This window comes from Microbacterium sp. NPDC087592 (assembly GCF_044743585.1).
GTDB lineage: Bacteria > Actinomycetota > Actinomycetes > Actinomycetales > Microbacteriaceae > Microbacterium.
In genome coordinates, this window is record NZ_JBIUWT010000001.1 from 2,378,870 (window position 1) to 2,394,899 (window position 16,030).

Annotated in this window: 16 protein-coding genes; 5 read left to right on the forward strand and 11 right to left on the reverse strand. The window is 69.8% G+C overall.

Annotation, left to right across the window (positions count from 1 at the left end):
- Window positions 1–69: 69 nt before the first annotated feature.
- The 8 genes from ACIOTO_RS11410 to ACIOTO_RS11445 all read right to left on the reverse strand — a co-directional run bounded on the left by ACIOTO_RS11410 (window position 70) and on the right by ACIOTO_RS11445 (window position 9,459).
- On the reverse strand, window positions 70–960 hold the full coding sequence (locus tag ACIOTO_RS11410; protein WP_400857897.1) for a siderophore-interacting protein: 891 nt from the start codon (window positions 958–960) through the stop codon (window positions 70–72).
- Window positions 957–2,774, reverse strand: coding sequence for an ABC transporter ATP-binding protein (locus tag ACIOTO_RS11415; protein WP_400857898.1), 1,818 nt, complete (start codon window positions 2,772–2,774; stop codon window positions 957–959). The genes ACIOTO_RS11410 and ACIOTO_RS11415 overlap by 4 nt, the downstream gene beginning before the upstream one ends.
- Entirely contained in the window at window positions 2,767–4,401 is a 1,635-nt protein-coding gene (locus ACIOTO_RS11420; protein ID WP_400857899.1) for an ABC transporter transmembrane domain-containing protein, read from the reverse strand. The genes ACIOTO_RS11415 and ACIOTO_RS11420 overlap by 8 nt, the downstream gene beginning before the upstream one ends.
- Window positions 4,398–5,186 carry an ABC transporter ATP-binding protein gene (locus ACIOTO_RS11425; protein WP_105710471.1) on the reverse strand — a complete coding sequence of 263 codons (789 nt, stop codon included), beginning with the start codon at window positions 5,184–5,186 and terminating at the stop codon, window positions 4,398–4,400. The genes ACIOTO_RS11420 and ACIOTO_RS11425 overlap by 4 nt, the downstream gene beginning before the upstream one ends.
- A gap of 11 nt (window positions 5,187–5,197) precedes the next feature.
- Window positions 5,198–6,301: a FecCD family ABC transporter permease gene (locus tag ACIOTO_RS11430; protein ID WP_400857900.1), complete on the reverse strand. Its 1,104-nt coding sequence runs from the start codon at window positions 6,299–6,301 to the stop codon at window positions 5,198–5,200.
- Window positions 6,298–7,383, reverse strand: a complete 1,086-nt coding sequence (locus ACIOTO_RS11435) for a FecCD family ABC transporter permease (RefSeq protein ID WP_400857901.1) — start codon at window positions 7,381–7,383, stop codon at window positions 6,298–6,300. The genes ACIOTO_RS11430 and ACIOTO_RS11435 overlap by 4 nt, the downstream gene beginning before the upstream one ends.
- Window positions 7,380–8,447, reverse strand: coding sequence for an ABC transporter substrate-binding protein (locus ACIOTO_RS11440; RefSeq protein ID WP_400857902.1), 1,068 nt, complete (start codon window positions 8,445–8,447; stop codon window positions 7,380–7,382). The genes ACIOTO_RS11435 and ACIOTO_RS11440 overlap by 4 nt, the downstream gene beginning before the upstream one ends.
- 169 nt (window positions 8,448–8,616) lie before the next feature.
- Window positions 8,617–9,459, reverse strand: coding sequence for a helix-turn-helix domain-containing protein (locus ACIOTO_RS11445; RefSeq protein WP_400857904.1), 843 nt, complete (start codon window positions 9,457–9,459; stop codon window positions 8,617–8,619).
- 117 nt (window positions 9,460–9,576) lie between these two features.
- On the opposite strand from ACIOTO_RS11445, the gene arfB reads away from it, so the two are divergent.
- The gene (gene arfB, locus ACIOTO_RS11450; RefSeq protein WP_400857906.1) at window positions 9,577–10,017 is read left to right on the forward strand and encodes an alternative ribosome rescue aminoacyl-tRNA hydrolase ArfB; all 441 of its coding nucleotides are present in this window, start codon (window positions 9,577–9,579) and stop codon (window positions 10,015–10,017) included.
- A 23-nt stretch (window positions 10,018–10,040) separates the two neighbouring features.
- Window positions 10,041–10,340, forward strand: coding sequence for a hypothetical protein (locus ACIOTO_RS11455; protein WP_105710465.1), 300 nt, complete (start codon window positions 10,041–10,043; stop codon window positions 10,338–10,340).
- Here ACIOTO_RS11455 and ACIOTO_RS11460 read toward each other — a convergent pair.
- Both ACIOTO_RS11460 and ACIOTO_RS11465 read right to left on the reverse strand, forming a co-directional pair.
- A complete protein-coding gene (locus ACIOTO_RS11460; protein WP_400857907.1) occupies window positions 10,327–11,643 on the reverse strand; it encodes a Fic family protein in 1,317 nt (438 codons plus the stop codon). The genes ACIOTO_RS11455 and ACIOTO_RS11460 overlap by 14 nt on opposite strands.
- Window positions 11,644–11,703: 60 nt before the next feature.
- On the reverse strand, window positions 11,704–12,318 hold the full coding sequence (locus ACIOTO_RS11465; RefSeq protein WP_400857909.1) for a TetR/AcrR family transcriptional regulator: 615 nt from the start codon (window positions 12,316–12,318) through the stop codon (window positions 11,704–11,706).
- A 71-nt stretch (window positions 12,319–12,389) separates the two neighbouring features.
- Between ACIOTO_RS11465 and tet(42) the strand changes: the two genes are divergently transcribed.
- From tet(42) to ACIOTO_RS11480, 3 genes are read left to right on the forward strand one after another with little or no spacing between them, the layout of a single operon-like run.
- Window positions 12,390–13,703: a tetracycline efflux MFS transporter Tet(42) gene (tet(42), locus tag ACIOTO_RS11470; protein WP_400857910.1), complete on the forward strand. Its 1,314-nt coding sequence runs from the start codon at window positions 12,390–12,392 to the stop codon at window positions 13,701–13,703.
- 51 nt (window positions 13,704–13,754) lie between these two features.
- Entirely contained in the window at window positions 13,755–14,711 is a 957-nt protein-coding gene (locus tag ACIOTO_RS11475; RefSeq protein WP_400857912.1) for a hypothetical protein, read from the forward strand.
- Window positions 14,708–15,085, forward strand: a complete 378-nt coding sequence (locus tag ACIOTO_RS11480; RefSeq protein ID WP_400857913.1) for a GntR family transcriptional regulator — start codon at window positions 14,708–14,710, stop codon at window positions 15,083–15,085. The genes ACIOTO_RS11475 and ACIOTO_RS11480 overlap by 4 nt, the downstream gene beginning before the upstream one ends.
- Window positions 15,086–15,120: 35 nt before the next feature.
- On the opposite strand, the gene ACIOTO_RS11485 is transcribed toward ACIOTO_RS11480, so the two are convergent.
- Complete coding sequence (locus ACIOTO_RS11485) at window positions 15,121–15,963, reverse strand: nucleotidyltransferase domain-containing protein (protein WP_400857914.1); 843 nt, start codon at window positions 15,961–15,963, stop codon at window positions 15,121–15,123.
- Window positions 15,964–16,030: the final 67 nt, after the last annotated feature.

The window sequence follows — 16,030 nt, forward strand, 5'->3', positions numbered from 1 at the left end:
CTTCACCCTGCCAGTCGGGTGCGTCGATGTCGACCGACGAGGCTCTTAGGGGGCGTCGACCTCGGCCCCTCACAACCCCAACTGATCCAGCCGCTCCTCGAAGCGCACCTGCACATCTTCGGGCTCGTCGCCCTCGGCATCGGCCCAGATCGCGTCCAACTCCTTCTGCACGGAGTCGGGGAGCGCGGCGAACTTCTCGTTCCACGCGGCCACGGGTGTCCAGTAGCCGACGACCTTGAAGCGGGTCGCGGGCAGGCCGAGTTCCTTGCGCAGGTACTTGCGCACGTCGCGCAGCGCCACGGTCTCGCCGGCCACCCATACGTACCCCTCGTCGAGGGGGAGCCGGTCGTCGACGATGCCTCGCACGAGCGGGCCGAGCGCGCTGGGACCGTGGCCGTTGCCGCCGACCACCCAGGTGACCTCGACGTCGGGGCCGACCTCGAGCGGCACGCGGTCCGCCTCGCTCGGCACCTCGAGCACGACCCGGGTGCGCACGCCCGACGGCACCTCGGCGATGATGCGCGCCACGGCGGGAAGCCCGGTGAGGTCGGCCACGAGCACCTGCCACGTGATGTCTTCCGGCGGCGAGTACAGGCCGGTCGGGGAGTTCAGCCCGAGCACATGCCCCGGCTCCGCGCGCGCAGCCCACGGCCCCGCGACGCCCGCCTCGTGGATCACGAAGTCGATGTCGAGCTCGCCGGCATCCGGGCGCACGCCGCTGATCGTGTATGTGCGCATCGGGGCTTCGGGCGCGCCCTCCGGTGTCTCCCACCAGTCGCCCGCGGGCACGGGAAGCGAGACATCCTTCGGGTCCTCGCCGTGCGGGAAGAACACCCGCACGTACTCGTCGCCGATGCCGGTGCTGAGGAAGTCGGTGATGCCGTCGCCGCCGAGTGTGACGCGGACCAGGGTCGGAGTGAGGGTGGTGGTGCTGCTGACGATGCCGCGGTGGATGCTCACGGAGTCTCCGTCTCTGTGGTGGGGGTCTGGCCGGCAGGGGTGTGGCCGGTGGGGGTCTGGGGGTGGGGAGTGCTGCGGGTCTGGGCGAGCCAGGAGTCGCGGTAGAGACCCGCCGTGGCGATGAGCTCGTCGTGCGTGCCGCGCTGCGTCGGCCTGCCGTCGGCGAACACGACGATCTGCTCGGCGGTGACGGCCTGCTGCAGCCGGTGCGCGATGAGCACGGCGGTGCGGCCCTTGCGCAGCGCCGCGATCGCGTCTTCCACGGCTTCGCGGTGATGGAGACCGACGTCGGCGGTGGCCTCGTCGAGGATCACGACGTCGGGGTCGGCGAGGAACGCCCGCGCGACCGCGAGCTGCTGGATGCGTCCCTCGTCGAGCGGCACGGCGGACTCGGATGCAGCACCGCCGTCCCGCTCGAGGACTATCGCCTCGACCGCCCACTCCGCTCCGACCGCCCGCAATGCGGCGACGATCTCGTCGTCGCTCGCCTCCGGGGCGACCAGCCGCAGGTTGTCGGCGATCGTGCCGCGGAAGTGGTGCAGCTCCTGCGACAGGTAATACGGGGCATCCGCGCTCGACGCGAGGTGCACGCTGCCCGAGGTCGGCGGATGATGCCCGGCGATCACACGCGCGAGCGTGCTCTTGCCCGACCCCGAGGTGCCGACCAGCGCCGCCGTGGTGCCCTGGTCGACCCGCAGGTTCACATCGCTGATGCCGCGACCGGTGGTCGGATAGTGGAAGGTCAGGTCCCGCACCTCGATGCCGACCGATGCCCGTGGTGCCGCATCCGTCTCCTCGTCCCGTGGGGCCGAGGCGGGCGCGAGGTCGATGACCCCGACGAGTCGCGCGAGCCCGATCGCCGCACGCTGGATGTCGTTGAGCCCGAAGATCAGCTGCCCGACCGGGCCGAACAAGCGGTGGAACAGCAACGCGGCCGTGGTGACGGCTCCCACCGTGATCGCGCCTGCCGACTGCAGGAGGAACCCGGTGCCGAGGATCGCAGCCAGCCCGACGAGCTCGCCGCCGTTGATCCACCGGAACAGCCGGTTCGTCACCCGCACGCCCTCGATCTGCATGTGGATCGATGCTTCGGCGCGCTCACGGACCCGCTCGAGCGCGGGCTCCTGCTCGTTGAACGCGGTGAGCGTCTCGATGCCCTCGACTGCGTCGAGCACGGCCTGACTGCGCGCGGCCTCGCGCACCCGTACTTCGCGGAACACCACGCGTGACCGCCGCAGGAACGCGCGGGTGCCGAGCACATAGAAGGGTGCCGAGGCGATTCCGGCGAGGGCGAGCCACGGGTCGAGGGCGGTCAGTGCGACCACCGAGACCCCGATCGCGAAACCCGCCGACAGGAGGGTCGGTGCGACGTTGCCGCCGGCCTCGGCCACGGCATCCACGTCTCCGGTGACCCGGGAGAGCAGGTCGGCGCTCTCGCCGTCGTCGACCTCGCTGACCGGCAGCCGCATCGCCGAGGCGAACACGTCTTCGCGAAGGGTGGCGAGCATGTCCTGCACCAGACCCGTGAGCACCCGCACGGCCCACAGCATCACCACGGCCGCGCCGATCGCACCGAGGCCCGCCCCGGCGACCCACCCGGAGATGGTCGCGAAGCCGGCATCCGACGAGACGGCATCCACGATCCGGCCGAGGCATGACGGCATCACGATCCCGAGAGCGGATGCCGCGAGGAAGAGGGCAGCGACCGCCGCCGTCCGGCCCGGATGCTGCCGCAGCAGCCCGCCGACGACGGCCCGTACACGAGCCCCGGAGGAGATGGGCAGCAGAGCGATGGTCGGGGTCGTGTCACTCATGGGGAGCATCCGATCCGGGAGAGGGGAGGTCGATGACCCGGTCGCAGGCGTCGAGCAGCACGGGGGAGGTGGTGATCACGATCACGGTCTCGTTGTGCTCCGCGAGGGCGCGGGCGATGTGCGCCTCGGTGAGGGCATCGACGGCCGAGGTCGGCTCGTCGAGCACCAGCACGTCGGCCTCCGCGTGCAGGGCGCGGGCGATCCCGATGCGCTGGCGCTGTCCGCCCGAGAGCCGTCGACCGGCCTCGCCGACCTGCGATTCCCAGCCGCCCACCTGCGCCACGGTGTCGTGCAGTGCTGCCATTTCGATGAACGGCGGATGCGCGGGTCCGTCCGCCCCGTGGCCGCGCACGGCCTCGCGCAGAGACCCGCTCACGATCGTCTGCTCGTGTGGCGGGGCGACGACCCGACGGCGGTACTCGACGGGGTCGAGGGTGGTCAGATCACGGAGTCCGCCGTCGACGGCGACCGACACCAGCCCGGGCTCGGCGCGCGAGCGCAGCCCGAGCAGGCGGGAGAGCGCGCGGGCCGCGTCGCTGTCGGCGGGACGGATGCCGAGCACCTCGCGCTCGCGCACCTCCACGAGCGGGGATTCCGAGCCGGCGCGGAAAGCCAGCACGACATCGCCGGCCGGTTCTGCCGGAGAAGATACGGCGGGCGCATCGAGCAGATCCTCGGCGTCGATCACCTCGGCGAGGCGCTTGGCGGAGGCGAGCTTGTGGATCCAGTTGCTCGGGAACGAGCCCGCGTACGCGAGATACCCGCTGATGAACTGGGCGAGTCCGAGCACGGTCACCAGTTCGCCGATGCTGATGCGTCCCTCGGCCGCGAACCACGCAGACATGCCGGCGAGGGCCGTCGTCGCGACCGCGGCCAGGGTGCCGCTCACCGCTTCGTACGAGGCGAGCGATCTTCCGGCTGCCGTCGCGGCACGTCGAGAGGTGTCGCTCGCGGCGATGTACCGCCGCACGGCCTCTTCTCGCGCACCGATTCCCACGAGCACCCGGAAGCCGCCCATGAAGTCGGCCGCGACGGCCCCGGCCTCGGTCGCGGCGTGCTGCTCGGCGAAGCCGCGACGCTCCAACGGGCGCGAGACGACCTGCATCACGAACATCATCGCGATGGTCGAGCCGAACACCACGATCGTCGCGACGGGCGAGATCACCAGCATCGCGAGTCCTGCCCCGATGATCGCGGCGATCGTCGAGCACTGCTGCGCGACCGACCAGGCGACTCCGGCCACGCGGTAGGTGTCGGAGGTGACGAACGTGAGCGCTTCGCCCGGAGTGACCGCGCGGCGGGAGAGCCGGGGGCGCAGCATGCGGGAGAGGGTGAGGTGTCGCAGCGCCTGCTCGCCGTAGCCGTAGATCGAGACCATGAGCCGCGAGGCCGCCTGGTAGCTCGCGGTCAGCACGAGGAACGTGCCGACCAGCACGCCGAGCCAGAGCGCGAGGGCTGCGGGGTCGGCGGGCAGCACGGCGCGGTCGATCGTCGCTCCGATGAGGACGGGAATGGTCGCCTCGGCGAGCGAGTGCACGATGAGCAATGCGGTCGCCCCGGCGAGGGCGATGCCGCGTCCCTCGGACTTCAGCGCGATCCCGAACAGCCTTCGCGGAGTGGATGTCACGGCGTCCGCCGTCCAAGCGGCAGCACCAGCGGAGTGCCCGACACCGGGTCCGTGATGACTTTGCAGGGCAGGTCGTACACGGCCTGGACGAGCTCGGCGGTGATGATCTCCCGCGGGTCGCCCTGTGCCACGATCGCCCCGTCGCGCATCGCCACGAGGTGCGTCGCGTAGCGGGCGGCGTGGTTGAGGTCGTGCAGCACGGCGACGAGCGTCGTGCCGTCGCGGTGCAGGTCGGCGAACAGCTCCATCAGGTCGATCTGGTGCGCGATGTCGAGGAACGTCGTCGGCTCGTCGAGCAGCAGGTGCTTCGTCTGCTGGGCGAGGGCCATCGCCACCCAGACCCGCTGCCGCTGCCCGCCCGAGAGCTCATCGACCAGGCGTCGCGACAGGTCGGTGACCCCGGTCGCGGCCATCGCCTCGGACACTGCGCGCTCGTCGGCGCTGCTCCAGGTGCGCATGGCGCTCTGGTGGGGGAACCGACCGCGGCCCACGAGGTCGGCGACGGTGATGCCGTCGGGGGCGATGGACGACTGCGGCAGCAGGCCGAGCTTGCGGGCGGCCTCCTTCGGCTTGAGCGAGCGCAGCTCATCGCCGTCGAGGAGCACCGCGCCGGTCGTCGGGCGCAGCAGGCGGGCGAACCCGCGCAGCAGGGTCGACTTTCCGCACGCGTTCGGTCCGATGATGATCGTGAACGAGCCGTCGGGGACCTCGAGGGACAGGTCGGAGATGATGGGGGTCTCTCCGTAGCCCAGCGTGATGTCGCGGGCCAGCAGCGAAGCGGTCATGGGTGTTCCTTTCAGGTGCGGCGCGCGTACTGGGCGGCCAGCAGCCAGGCGAGGTAGATGCCGCCGACCGACACCGTCACGACGCCGACCGGCACGGCGACGAGCTGGGCGACGGCATCCGACACCACGACGAGCGCGGCGCCGGTCAGCATCACGGGCACCGTGCCCATCGGGGTGTTCGAGCGGGTGAGCCGCTGCGAGATCTGCGGGGCCGCGAGGGCGATGAACGAGATGGGTCCGGCGGCGGCGGTGACGAGAGCGACCAGGGCCACACCGAAGACCATGGCCGCGAGGCGGGTGTGCCCGGGGCTGATGCCGAGCGCGGTGGCCGCGTCGTCGCCCATCTCCAGCACCGGCAGCGTGCGGGCGAGGGGGAGGGAGAGCACGGTCACGATCGCGAACACGATCGCCGCCGGGATCAGCTGGTCGAAGCCGAGTGAGGCGAGCGAGCCCGCGCCCCAGGTCGCGGCCATCATCGCCTTCTCGACGCTGACCGAGATGAGGATCCACGAGGTGAGCGACCCGAGTCCGGCCGAGACGCCGATGCCGACGATGATCAGGCGGAACGACGACATGGTGTTCTTGTTGGCCAGCACGTAGACGAGCAGCGCGGTGAGCAGACCGCCGACGAGGGCTCCCGCCGCCTTGAACATGTAGGTGTTCAGCTCGAGCACGACCATCACGAGCGTCACGCCGAACTGGGCTCCGATGCCGAAGCCGATGATGTCGGGGGAGCCGAGCGGGTTGCGCGTGAGGGACTGGAAGATCCCGCCGGCGAGGGCCAGCGCTGCTCCGCACAGCACCGCGGAGAGCACGCGCGGTAGACGCCACTCGAAGACCACCTGGCGGATGTCGGGGTCGGATGCCGGATCGACGATGGCGCGCAGGACTGAGGGGAAGTCGACCTCGTAGGCGCCGATGGTCATCGAGGCCAGGCCGGTTCCGACGATGACGATGACGAGCACGACGCTGACGATGACGGAGCGCACCGGGATGAGGGCGGCGATGCGCCGGGTCTCGATCCGGATCAGGCGACGCCCGTGATCGACCGGGGCGAACTCGGTGTGCGAAGAGTCGATGGTGGGCAGGGCGACGGGCTTCTGGTCGATGCTCACAGTCCGCTCACCCGCTTCCGGCGCACGAGGATGATCAGGATCGGGGCTCCGAGCAGAGCGGTCACGATCCCGACGCGCATCTCCCCGTTGGGGAGCACGATGCGGCCGAGGATGTCGGCGAACAGCAGGAACGCCGAGCCGATGACCATCGAGTAGGTCAGCACCCAGCGTTGATCGGGTCCGGTGAACCAGCGGACGACGTGCGGGATCATGAGCCCGACGAAAGCGATGGGGCCGGCGGCGGCGACGCTGGTTCCCGCCAGCAGGGTGACGGCGATGATGACGAGGATCCGCGTCACGCGCACGCGTGCGCCGAGCGCCTGCGCGAGGTCATCGCCCAGGGCGAGGGCGTTCAGCGAGCGCGCGCACAGGAGGCCGATCAGCAGACCGATCGCGATGAGCGGGGCTGCCCACGCGAGCTGGTCGAGGGTCCGTCCGCCGATGGAGCCGATACCCCAGAACCGCATGACCTGGAGGGTGCCGAGGTCGCGCAGCACGATCGCGGTGGTGAATCCGGTGAAGGCCGCGCCGAGGGCGACTCCGGCGAGGGTGAGCTTCATGGGGGTCGCACCCGATGCCCCGAACGAGCCGAGCACGTAGACGAGCACGGTCAGGACGAAGGCGCCGGCGAGGGCGAACGGCACGTAGGCGCCGGGTGCCGTCAGGCCGAGCACGCCGACCGCGAAGGTGACGGCGAAGGAGGCGCCGGCGTTCACGCCGAGGATGCCGGGGTCGGCCAGCGGGTTGCGGGTGAAGGCCTGGATGAGTCCGCCGCACACGGCGAGGGCGGCACCGACGACGATGCCGAGCAGCGTGCGCGGCACCCGCAGTTCCATGACCATCAGGTGCAGCGGGTTCTCGTCGTCGTAGGAGAAGAGGGACTGCAGCACGGTGAGAGGGTCGATCGCGCGGCTGCCGATCGCGAGCGAGGCGATGACGGCGACCACTAGCACCGCGGTGGAGACGATGAGTCCCAGCACCAGCGTCCCGTTGCGGTGCGGGGAGTCGTCGCTGCGACTCCCCGCACCTGTGTTCGAGACGTCCGTGTCGTCTTGCGTCGCCAGGGACATCTCGCGGGTCACTTCCCGTCGATGGTCGGCTCACCCTGCAGTGCGGCTGCGAGGTCGTCGACGTACTTCGGGAGGATGTACTTCAGCGACAGCACGGTCGGTGCGCTGATCGCGGAGGCCTCGGCGTCGTTCGCGTAGATCACGTACGACCCGGCGGCGATCGGCTCCCAGCGGGAGACGACCTTGTTCTCGACCGTGTACTTCCCCTCATCCGCGCTGCCGCCCCAGGCCGCGAACAGGTCGGCCTGCACGTCGTAGAGGTTCTCGAGGCTGACGCCGGTGTACCAGTTGTCGCCCTCGGCACTCGCGAGGAAGCTGTCCATCGCCGAGGTGGAGGTGAAGCCCAGCGCCTCGGTGATGCGCACGCGCGGGTCGTACTCGAGGTAGACGCCGAGGTCGGTGCCGCCCTCGTTCAGGGTCAGGCCCCAGACGAAGGTCTTGTCCTGGAACTCGGGGTGCTCGCCGGCGAGGGTGGTGATCTGCTCCTCGGTCTCGGCGATCAGCTCCTCGGCCTTCGCGTCCTCCGACAGGGCCTTGCCGACCGTGCGGGTCATGCCCTCCCAGGTGCCCGGGTTCCACGGACCCTCGATGTACGGCACCGTCGGAGCGATCTCGCTCAGGCGCTCGTACTCGATGTCGGTGACGCCCGAGTAGAGGCTCAGGATGAGGTCGGGCTTGAGCTCCTTGATGGCCTCGTAGTTCGGGCCGTCCTCGACGAAGGGGATGATCTCGGGGGTCTCGCCGTATTCCTCGGTGACGTAGTCCTCGAACCAGGGCTGGTAGCCGCTCTCGTCGGCGCCCCAGACCTCTTCGATGCCGACCGGGTTGGTGCCGAGGGCCGCGACGATGTCGGGCGTCATCCAGCCGAGGGCGACCACGCGCTGGGGCTTCTCGGGGATCACGGTCTTCCCGTGGCCGTGCTCGATGACCACCCCGTCGACGGCGGCCGACGTGGGTGCGGATCCGGCGGCTTCACCGGATGCCGTGCACCCCGCCAGGGTGAGGGCGGCGGCGACGGCCGCGGCGACGAGGGCTGACCCTCGGCGGATCTTCGGGCGCGCAGAAGCGTGCGACATGGTTCTCCTTCGGGAAGGGGGGGAGGGGTGTGCCGCGTCAACGCGGCGAGAAGTTAGGTAAGCATGCCCTAACAGAAAGATGTTAGAACGCGGATGACTCGCTCAGTGTCGCCGGAGCGACGAGTTGTGTCGCGGATCCGACAATGGCGGTCGGAAGAACCGTGAGCGGTCAGCGCCAGTACAGCTGATGGGCCGCGTCGGCCTGCACACGTGCGACGTGCTGGCGGGGAGTGAGCCCGAACCGTTCCTTGAAAGCTGCGGAGAATGCGCTCGTGGTCGCGTAGCCGCAGCGATGCGCGGCGGCGCCGATGGGGGTGCCGTCCACGATCAGGCGTGCCCCCAGAGTCATCCGCACTCCCGTGCGCCAGCGGCCGAAGCTCATGCCGACGTCGTTCTGGAAGATGCGCAGGACCGTGCGTTCGTGGAGCCCGTGCGCGAGGAACAGCTCGACGGAACCTCGCGGATCGCCGGGGTCGGCGAGTACGGCCTGCACCAGTGCGGCGACGCGCTCGTCGGCGGGCATCGGCACCTCGCCCCACTCGCTCGCGGCTTCGGGCAGCGGCCGCTGCAGCATCTCGATGAGCACCGACTGGATGCGCACGCGCAGGTCGGTGGGCATGTCGTTGATGCCGAGGTGGAGGAGCATCTCCTGCACCGCCCGCGGCACCAGCACGCGGGTGATGTCGTCGATCGGGGCGATCAGGGCGGAGTCCGGGATGTACGTGTAGCAGCCGGTGGAATCGGGCTCGTGATGGGCGGTGTGCGGGGTGTTCGCGGGGATCCACACTCCCTGCCCCGGGGCCAGGCGCCACCGCGCGTCCTGCAGGTGCACCCAGACCGTGCCGCGGTAGCACCAGGCGAGCATCGGGTCGGCGTGGCTGTGCGGAGGGGAGAGTGGGCGGGAGCCGGTGTCCTCGGCCGTGACGACACCCGTGCCCATGAGATAGGGCTCTGCCACCGTCGACGGGAACGAGGGGCTCGCCGCCCAGTCGTCCTGCCGGAATGAGTTCATCGTGCTCCGCGTGAGGGCCGCGTGCGCTGCCGTGGAGTGGATGCTGCGCGGCTCGTCGTACCCCGCAATGCTAGCCGGACTGCAGCGGGAGGCTGCGTGAGGCCCGATGATGGAGACATGCCTTCCGCCCATCGCCCCGGTCTGCGGGTCTCGTCGGGTCTCACGATCCCCGAGGCCGAGCTGTCGTGGCGCTTCTCGCGGTCGTCGGGTCCGGGAGGGCAGGGCGTGAACACCGCCGACTCGCGTGCGGAACTCGTGTGGGACGCGGCGAACTCCACTGCGCTCACGCCGCATCAGCGCGAGCGGCTCCTCGATCGGCTGAGCGGCCGTCTGGTCGACGGGGTGCTGACGATCGCGGCATCCGAGCACCGTGCGCAGCTGCGCAACCGCGACGCCGCGCGCGACCGGCTGGTCGCGCTGGTAGCCGAGGCGCTGCGCCCGCCGGCGCCCCCGCGTCGTCCGACCAAGCCCAGTCGCGGGTCGAAGGAGCGTCGCCTCAAGGCCAAGCAGCGACGTACCGACGTCAAGAGTCTGCGCCGCCGACCTCGCGAGGATTGAGTCCGCGCGGCAACCAGCTCTCGATGCCGTCGAGCAGCGCGTATGTGCTGGCCGGCGAGCTCGGGCGTGCGGCCGGAGATCATGCCGCGGCCTTCGCCCGCTACGAGGAGATCATGCGCCCCTACGTCGCGACTGCCCACACGCTGGCACCCGGTGGTGTGGACGGCTTCCTCCCGCGCGGTCGATTCATGCTCCGGATGCGGGTGTTCACCGCTCGGCTCATGCACCACTGGCCGATGCGGCAGATCGTCGCGCGGATGCTCGACAAGTCCGAGGCGATCGAGCTCCCGGACTACGCCTCGACCTCGGTCACTGTCGCCTGATCGCGGTCTCGTCGCCGTCGATCGGCTCCGCGCGCAGCGGTCCGAGGCGGTCGACGTCCGGCAGGGGTGGTCCTGATCTCGGAGTCCGCGCCGCAGTATCAGCTCCGCCGACGCGGTTGCTGCGTTCGGTGAGCGCGACGAGGGCCAGGTGGCGATCGGCGGTCCAGCACACGAGCCGTCCGCGCTGGTCCTTGGTGCGGGACAGGATGTCTGCGTCGGCCAGCAGCGTGAGGGCTCGATGGGCGGCCGTGGTCGAGACGCCGTGGCGCTCGGCGACCGAATCGAGCGTCAGGACCGGCTCGGCCGCAAGGTGCTCCAGGATGCGGAGGGCCACGGAGTCGCGTCTCGGCACGGCAGGCGCGAGGCCTTGCGCGCGGCGGTAGGTGATGAAGTCGGCCTTGATCTGTGCGTCCAGCGAGGCGATGTCATCCGCGAGGCGCACCGCGTTGGTGGCGGCGATCTCAGTCGCCCTCGCGAAGCCGAGCACCCATTCGTCGAGGCGCGGAGGGTCCGCTCGGAAGGCCGAGAGGCCGGCGATGTATGAATCCGTATCGCCGGCGAAGACGGTACTGATCGGGATCAGTGCATGGCGCACGGCATCCGCACGTCGCAGTACCGTGTGGATGAGCGCCCGCCCGGTGCGCCCGTTGCCGTCGATGAAAGGGTGGATCGTCTCGAACTGGGCATGGGCGATGGCGGCACGGACCACGGCATTTCCTGAGGTCTCGGTGAGGAATCCGGCAAGGTCGGACACCAGTCGTTCCACCTCGGACTCGGGCGGGGGGATGAACTCGGCACGCAGGGGGCTCCACCCGGCTCCCCCGACCCAGTTCTGCTCCGTCCGGAGCCCGCGCTCGAGGGAAGGCTCGATCACGTGTTGCAGATCCTCGATGTCGGAGACGCTGATGACGTGACGGTGATCTGCGAGCGTGTCGATCGCGTCTTCGGTTGCGCGGACGTTGGCGATCACGTCGAGCGCGACGCGGGGACCGTGATGGAGGAGCTCGGCCACCGCGAGGCGCTTGGGTGTGATGCGGTTGCCTTCGATCCATGATGACGAGATGCTCTCCGACCGGATGAGCAGGTGGTTCAGATAGGAGGATCGGGAGCCGATGCGCTCGTCGGCACGCGCGAGTACGGTGAGGGCGTCTTCCGCAGCGGCCTGGGCGTCGGGGCCGATCGGAGGGAGTGCAGACCCGAGTTCATCGGGGATGTAGGCGCGGTAGCGTCCGGCCGCGCGGTCGCGTCGGCTCAGCTGACCGTACCCGGTCGGGTTCCACAAGCGTTCGACGAAACGTGCCATGGTCGCCTCCTAACGTGGGCGACCGTGTCGCTTGATTAACTTTAGCGCATCTAAAGTTAATCAAGTCCGGAGTTCGGCGATCTTCGCCTCGATCGGCGCCCAGCCGCTGTCGAGCAGCCGGAATCCTGCGTCCAGGGTGTCGAGGGGGTCGTCGCTGTCGTTGACGAGCAGCTGCATCTGCAGCACGAACCGGGCGTAGACGCGGATCTCGGCGATCGGTTCGGCGAGACCGAGTTCTTTGGCGATGGCGTCGGCGAGGGCGTCTTCGTGCCGGAGCCACATCTTCGCCGCGTAGTCGCGCAGTGCCGGGGTCTCGTTGAGGAAGCGCAGGAACACGCGGGTGACGTCGTTGCCGTGTTCGTCGACGTTCGCGCGGAGTTCCGCCGTATAGAAGTCGTGGATCGCACGGTTGATCGTGGTGCCCGTCGGCCGGTCTCGGACGGTGGAGACGAGGCGGTCGCGCTGCTCGTCGTCCTCGTCGAAGACGAGGGCTTCCTTCTGCGGGAAGTGCGCGAAGACGGTGGTGGGGGAGACGTCGGCGGCGTCGGCGACCTCGCGGATGCTCACGTTGTCGAAGCCGCGCTCGAGGAACATCATCGTCGCGACGTCGGAGATCGCCTTGCGGGTCGCGGCCTTCTTCCGTTCGCGGCGCCCGAGGGGCTCTGGGGTCGTCATGGTCCTCACCTTATCGTGAACCGACCACAAAGCTGGCTTGACACCAAAACTGGTATGACTACACTTTCGGTATGACTTCACCTAACACCCTCACGCGCCGGGAACAGAACCGCGCGTGGATCATGCTCATCGTGCTGACGATGCTGACTGTCATCGGCATGACGGTCGTCCTCCCCGTCCTGCCCTTCGTGGTGCTCCAGTACGTCTCCCACGAGAGCGACCTCGCCATCTGGGTGGGCGTGCTCGAGGCGGTCAACGGACTCTGCGCCTTCCTGGCCGCACCGTTCCTCGGCCGCCTCTCCGACCGGTTCGGCCGTCGACCCGTCATCATCGTCGCCGCCTTCGGGGCCGCGTTCTCGATGGCGCTGTTCGGCATCGGCGGCGCGATCTGGGTCCTCGTCCTCGCCCGCGTCATCCAGGGATTGACGGCCGGAGACCTGCCGGCCCTCTTCGCCTACCTCGCCGACATCACCCCGCCCGAGCAGCGTGCCAAGCGCTTCGGCCTGCTCGGTGCGCTGTCCGGCATCGGGACCATGATCGGCCCGGGGATCGGCGGTCTGCTCGCCGCCGTGAGCCTCCAACTCCCGGTCTTCCTCACAGCTGCGGTCGCCCTCACGATCGCGATCCTCAGTATCTTCCTGCTCCCCGAGAGCCTGAAGCCCGGCAACCGCATCGCCACGATCAAGCTCCGTGACGTGCAGCCCTTCGCGGTGTTCAAGGAGGCGTTCGGACGCAAGGAGCTGCGCGGGCTCATGATCGGCTTCGGCCTGCTCGCCCTGCCGTTCGGCTTCTTCGTGAACAACTTCAGCGTGCTGGCGCTCGACTCGATCCAGTGGGGGCCGACGCAGATCGGACTCCTGACCGCGGCGGTCGGCATCATCGACATCCTCATCCAGGGCGTGCTGCTCGGCATCCTGCTCCCGCGCATCGGGGAGCGCGGTGTGATCGTGAGCGGCATCGTCGCGCAGATGATCGGCCTCGCAGCCCTCGCCATCGTGGCGTCGATCTTCGCCCAGCCGTGGGTGTTCATCGTCGGCGCCCTCATGCTCGCCGCCGGCCAGGGTGCTTCGCAGGCCGCGATGGACGGCGCCATGTCGAACGCCGTCGGCGACGACGAACAGGGCTGGCTCGGCGGGGCGACGCAGTCGCTGAACGCGGCGATGGGCACGGCGGCCCCGCTCATCGCGGGCGCGCTCTACGCACTGGTCAGCCCCGCCGCCCCGTACTGGCTGGGCGTCGCGATCATGATCGTCGCCGTGGTCGTGGTCAGCCGCGCTCACATCGCGAACACCGCCAAGCGCCCGGTCGGCGCGGATGCGGATGCGGATGCCCCGCGGGAGTCCGTCGTGCAGCGTGATCCGTCGGCTGGTGTATTGACAGATTGATACACTACGGGCAGACTCTGTATCACCTGAGTGATACACGGAGGCAGAACCATGGCGGGGATCGCGCTTGTCGGATACATCGTTTGCGTCGCGGCGGTGGTCGCCGTCGTGTGGTTGGTCGTCCGTGGCCGTCCACGGCGAACCGAGCCGCTGGCGGCATCCGTCCAGTCGCTTCTCGACGCGGCCAGGCGGCGGGCGGTGATCGCCGTCGTCTTCTCCGGCGTCGTGATCGTCGCCCTCTTCCTGGCCGGGTCCTTCCTGCAGTCTTTGGCGGGCCTTCCGATCGCTCTCGCCCCTGCCCTGGGCGGCTCTGCGGGCTTGCTTCTCTACTCCGCCACCCCGCCTCGTGCGGTCGTGGTCGCCTCCGGCGCCGCACGCGAAGCATCCCTGACGCCCCGGACACCCCTGTCGTTCGTGCCCCCGGTGGGGACGGGCCTGCTCGCGGCGGCCGTGATCCTCCAGGTCGCGTTCCTCATCTTCACGGGGGTGACGTCGAGTCCGGACGGATCGGGCCGCTACCGGACCATCGCCTTCCAGACCGCGGACTCCGCCAGCGCCAGCAGCCCCTACCCCGGTTGGTTCTATGGTGTTCCTCTTCTCGTGGCGACGGTGGTCCTCGTGGCAGCCACGTTCCTCGCACTCTGGCGCGTCAGCTCCACACCCGCACTGCCCCAGCGCGAGCGCGCCGACGTGGATGCCGGCTGGCGGCGGGCGACCAATCGGATCATCCTCGCCGTCGGCGGCGCGATGCTCCTGCTCCAGTTCGGCGGTACCGCCCTCCAATCGGGGTCGGCGATGCACAACACCTATTTCGAAGGCGTCCCCCCGATCTGGGACGTTCTCGGTCAGACGCTCGCGGGAGCGGGACTCGCCCTGATGATCGGCAGCATCGTCGTCCTCACGCTCGCCACGCTCTGGGCCTTCACGCTCCCGGACGCGGCGCTCGCCGCCGGAGCACCGGCCGGTCCGCGGAACGCCGAGACCGCGCCTGCGGGACTGCCTCGATGATCACCTTCGATCCGCAGAGCAGCGTCGTCCCCTTCGAGCAGATCCGCGGGCAGATCACCGACCTGATCCGCTCCGGGGACCTCGCCGACGGCCAGAGACTGCCCTCCATACGCCAACTCGCCGCCGATCTGCGCGTCGCGGCCGGGACGGTGGCGAAGGCCTACGCGACCCTCGAATCCGAAGGTCTCATCGAAACCAGCAGAACTCGAGGAACCCGAGTCGCGCCGGGGAAAGCACATCCTCCAGAGGTTCAGCGTGCGGCGAAGCGCTACGTGAGCACCATCGGCGATCTCGATCTCGACCTCGACCAGGCCCTCAGCGCCGTCCGGACCGCCTGGCTCGCACTGCACCCCCAGACGCCCGCGGCGCACTGAGCCGATCTGGGGCCTTCGGGCGTCGCGTGGCTTCGTCAGCGGACATCCGCCGGGTGGGCGACCGGTCGCGGGAGTTCCCGCAGCCGCACGATCGATGCGAGCAGCTCTTCGGGGGAGGTGCCGAGGCTCCCGAGCGCCTCGGCGGCCGCCGCACTGAACCCGCGGGTGTCGATCGGCAGGCGAGCGACGTTCGTGACGAGCCCCTTCTCGTTCGTGACCCAGTTGCCGGCCGAGGCGTGCCAGGCGTGCGCGGTGAGCATGGTGGTCGTGGTCCCGCACAGCGACACGTAGGCGACGTCACCGGACTTCGCACCCTTCAGGGCGGCGTTCAGCAGGAAGTCGACCTGCCAGAGGTTCGCGAGGAACGCGTCCCGCAGTGCCTCCGGGTAGGGGGTTACGCTGCGAGCCAGACCGACCAGGATCCCGTCCGGATCCCGCAGCGGCACACTCGTCGCGACCTCGCCGGCGTAGGCGACGTCGAGGAAGCCGAGCGGATGCCCCGGCTGGGGGTGGAAGGCGAACTCGCCCCTCGCGGCGCGAGCGCACTGCTCCGCCACCCGGTCCACGTCGCGGAGGATGAGGTCGACCGGCACGCCGTCGACGATCAGCCAGGCGCCGCCGTCGACCCATGGACCCCAGCCGCCCCGTTCGGCGATCTCGACGGGCGCACCCGTCCAGCTGCTCGCCACACGCCCCAGGCCCGCGCGGTCGACGTCCGCGTCGACATAGAGACCCAGGTCGATGTCGGAGTCCGGGCGATGCGTTCCCCGGGCTCGGCTGCCTCCGAGTGTGACGGCGCGCACACCGGGCACGCCGGTGAGTTCGTCGGCCATGGAGCGGAGGCGGTCTTCATCGAGCACGACACCGATCGTACTCACGTCGTGCCCGCCGGGTGCGGGGCGGGTGATATCCGGAAATCCGCATAGCGTTGTGTTATCCGGAAAA